The following is a 3933-nucleotide window of genomic DNA, read 5'->3' on the forward strand; positions in this document are numbered from 1 at the left end:
AGATCAAATGCTTTCGTGCACAAGTAAAAGGAGTCATAGACATACCATTCTTCATGTATCGTTTAGCAACAGTTTTGGGTTAGCATCTGCACGGCCTACTCCACAGGGTTTGTCGGGTGCGCCACAATCTTCTGACTTCATCACTTTTCTGCGCCATCATATAGCGCATGTTGAAAAACGATGCGTTGCGTCATTTGATTGGCTGACGCCGTTGCGAGTCAGGAAATACGACAGGCGTTGCAATGAATGTTTTTTCGTGTTTTACATTTCAATTATCCAAAGATAGTGAATGTCTTCACTGCCTAAAGTGGGCGTAACATCAGGTTCGACCTTTAAGTCAGATTGTTTAGTGATATTTCTTGGTGTAAAGCCCATATAATATCATCTCTTTCTTCTAAATTAAGAACAATCCCATTGCAATCTATTCTTATATAGTGAGGTAAACCAACTTTTTTCCCTATCAAAGAATATTTTATCAAATGAAAGTATCTCCACCCTTCACGTTCTCCAGCATATCGGATAGTATCGTACCCGAGTTCCTTTGCTTTTGATAAGGCAATTTGGTTGTAATCTATCTTGTTCATAACAATTTGTTCTAAGGGGTATTTATACTATAACATTTAACGATGGAGGAGCTAAGCAAAAGGTTTGGGGTCATCTATTCTAAAAGTAGGCTTTGGCCAATACTCAAAAGGTTGAGCCTTGTTGTAGAAATATTCAACTTTGCTCTTGCCTTCTTCGAAAGATATTTGTTCTGTATTCTTAAATAGGAAATAATGATAATCTTCTAACTCTTTGAACAAGGACTTCATGTTGTTATTCCCGAAAATTATGCTGTAATGTGTGAGATAATGCTCTAAGTAAAAATATTCTTCTGTTGTCATGATATTCTGTTTTGCTGCAAAGTTATTGAAAAAAGGCATTCCTTGCAAATGCGACAGGTGTTGTAGGTACTGCTTTTGTGTGTTTCGCGTTTCAATTTTCAAATAGTAAAACAAAATAGTCTTTTCGTCAAAGGCGTGAAAGGGGAAGTTCTATTGGACACAATAATATGTAATATAACTTTTCGCGGCCTTGGCAGATTATAGCCAAGGCCGCGAAACGGTAGTTTATAATATATTGCTGCGGGGTAAACCGCCAGCCTATTTATAATAAGGATAATTGTTGGTTTTCAGTGCTATCACCCATTCATTGATGCAATGAACTCTACATTGTCTTTTGTGCCTTCCAGTCGTTTCTTGACATCGTTCATGGCTTCAAGAGCATTCATGTCAGCAATGTAATTGCGCAAGATCCACATACGTTTGCGCGTTAATTCGTCTTGCAACAAATCGTCTCGTCTGGTTGATGAAGCAACAATATTAACTGCAGGGAATATGCGCTTGTTAGCCAGTGCGCGGTCAAGTTGCAATTCCATGTTACCAGTACCCTTGAACTCTTCAAAGATCACTTCGTCCATTTTAGAGCCCGTGTCAATCAGAGCGGTAGCAATAATGGTGAGGGAACCTCCGCCCTCGATATTACGTGCCGCACCAAAGAAACGTTTGGGTTTCTGTAAGGCGTTGGCATCGACACCACCCGAAAGTATCTTGCCCGAGGTAGGTGCAACCGTGTTATAGGCACGCGCCAGGCGTGTGATGGAGTCAAGGAATATGACCACGTCGTGTCCACACTCAACCATACGTTTCGCTTTGTCAAGCACAATGCCGGCAATTTTCACGTGGCGTGCAGCAGGTTCGTCGAAGGTAGAGGCTATAACTTCGGCTTTAACGGTGCGCATCATGTCCGTAACCTCCTCGGGGCGTTCATCAATGAGCAGCATCATTAAGTAGGTGTCCGGGTGATTGTGGGCAATGGCATTGGCAATGTCCTTCATGAGCATTGTCTTACCAGTCTTAGGTTGTGCCACAATCAGAGCACGTTGTCCCTTGCCGATAGGTGTGAAGAGGTCGACAATGCGGCATGATATGCTGTCGTTGGTTCCAGAGCAGAGGTTGAATTTCTCATCAGGAAACAAAGGTACGAGATGTTCGAACGAAATACGGTCGCGCACATCAGATGGCTTAAGTCCGTTTATTCGTTCTATATCCATCAGGGCAAAGAACTTCTCTCCGTCGCGTGGTATCTTTACTTTGCCTTCAACCACATCTCCAGGTTTCAGACCCAATTGTCTGATTTGTGCGGGTGATACATAAATATCATCGGGCGAAGCAAGGTAGTTGTAATCAGATGACCTTAAGAAACCAAAACCTTCGGGTACGATTTCGAGCACACCGCGGCCGTCAAGCAAGTGGTCGGTTGGCTGTGGCAGTTCTGGTTGGTAGAATGTTTTGTTGTCGGCAACGGTCGGTGCAGGTTTCGAGCCATTGAACTCCTGCATCATGGGGTCGTCCTTGAAACGTCTGAATTTTGGACGATTCTCAAATTCGCTGTTAGGTCGCGTATTTGAATAATCATTGTGCTCAGATGGCACATTCAATTCTGTTCCTTCAAAAAATACGGGGATATCTTTGGTTATAATAAAACCGTCTTCATTATTCGGATTATTAGTATTTGCCTTTTCTGCAACTTCTTGAACGGGCTTTTGCAGAAATTGTGGCATTTTGTTGCCCAATGTACGTTTAACCTCTTCCATGTCTAAAATGTCGGGCGAGGTTGACGTTTCAAGGCTTTTGTTAGCCTGCATTTGTTCAGCCACAAAGTCGGGCACCTCATCGGCTACTTGTGCTTTGCTATCCAGGGCATGGCTAATAGCGCTACTGCTATCATTTGCATTAGCGTCTGTTTCTTCTTCGTCTTCAGTTTCCTCTGTTGCGGGTTCTGTGGCCTTAAGTGCAGCTTCGGCAGCTTCGCGTGCTGCAATTTCAGCTTTAGAGGGGCGCCCCCTTTTGCGTTTAGGTGGTGCAATTATAGCCTCGGGTTGGGCATCTTCATCCGCCTTTTCCGAAGTTTGTTTTTTTGCCGATGCAGCCTCCTCAGCATCGCTCTCGGCGCTTTTGGCCGGAGTGAGGTTTGTTGAGAATATGTGGTCGGCCTCGTTCCTTTTAACGATGCGTGTACGCCGTTTAACTGGCGTTTCGTTACCAGCCGTTTGTTCGGCTTGTGCATCAAGTATGTCGTAAATCAAGTCTTCCTTTGATTTGCCTTCAATATCCTTGACGTTCAGTTGTTGTGCAATATCTTGCAAACCCGCTTCGTCTTTTTCAAGAAGTTGTTCTTTTGTCAAGTTTGTCATGTATGTTGTTGGTGTATTTACAAGTTCAATTAGTTTGTTCTCTGCGCTTTTGCATTCTTGTTGCGTGGTACACGTTTGTAACACACAATATGGTATTGAATACCATTGTATTGTTAAAACTTAAAGTCCGTTTGATGAATTATTGCGTAAGGGGGAATTTGTGTGCAGGTTAGTCTTAAAGCTTGCGTCCAAATAATAAAAGACTACTGCCAACAGAATGGGGAATGGTATGTGTGCGAATTGCAGATAGCTACCAATATAATTGTGTTTCCGCTCATTCAAAATGCAAATTTAGCAATCATTTTGTACATATACAATATTTTGTCTGTAAAAAACGGCTGTGGGGGGTAAAACTCTTTTTGTGCTTGATTGTGTGCGGCGTGAACTGATTTTAGTATTTTTGTGCCGAATTTTTCCATCATATAACAAACACAATAAATGAAACGATTACTTTTTATATTGTTTGCGCTGCAAAGTATTGCATCTTACGGACAGAAGTTCTCCATAACGGTGAAGGATGCAGCAACCAAAATATCGCTTCAAGGAGCGAGTGTGACCATTCTTGACAAAGACTGGCGCACCCGACAAACCCTGTGGAGGGCTGTGCAGATGCTAACCCAAAAACTGAGTTGCCAAACGATACATGATTGCCCAAAAGTAGTACCTTTGCACTATGAATCAGAATGGCAATAAAAATA

The 3933-nt window shown here is 42.6% G+C and carries 4 protein-coding genes; 1 reads left to right on the forward strand and 3 read right to left on the reverse strand.

Annotated features, from left to right (window positions below):
- Positions 1–332: 332 nt before the first annotated feature.
- The 3 genes from BQ5453_RS00310 to rho form a co-directional block, all read right to left on the reverse strand.
- Positions 333–584, reverse strand: a complete 252-nt coding sequence (locus tag BQ5453_RS00310) for a hypothetical protein (RefSeq protein WP_071121657.1) — start codon at positions 582–584, stop codon at positions 333–335.
- A 51-nt stretch (positions 585–635) separates the two neighbouring features.
- Positions 636–884: a hypothetical protein gene (locus BQ5453_RS00315; protein ID WP_143033234.1), complete on the reverse strand. Its 249-nt coding sequence runs from the start codon at positions 882–884 to the stop codon at positions 636–638.
- Between the two features lie 296 nt (positions 885–1180).
- Complete coding sequence (rho, locus tag BQ5453_RS00320) at positions 1181–3235, reverse strand: transcription termination factor Rho (RefSeq protein ID WP_071121659.1); 2055 nt, start codon at positions 3233–3235, stop codon at positions 1181–1183.
- 438 nt (positions 3236–3673) lie between these two features.
- On the opposite strand from rho, the gene BQ5453_RS00325 reads away from it, so the two are divergent.
- Positions 3674–3928 carry a hypothetical protein gene (locus BQ5453_RS00325; RefSeq protein ID WP_071121660.1) on the forward strand — a complete coding sequence of 85 codons (255 nt, stop codon included), beginning with the start codon at positions 3674–3676 and terminating at the stop codon, positions 3926–3928.
- Positions 3929–3933: the final 5 nt, after the last annotated feature.

The sequence above is a fragment of the Prevotellamassilia timonensis genome (assembly GCF_900106785.1).
Lineage (GTDB): Bacteria > Bacteroidota > Bacteroidia > Bacteroidales > Bacteroidaceae > Alloprevotella > Alloprevotella timonensis.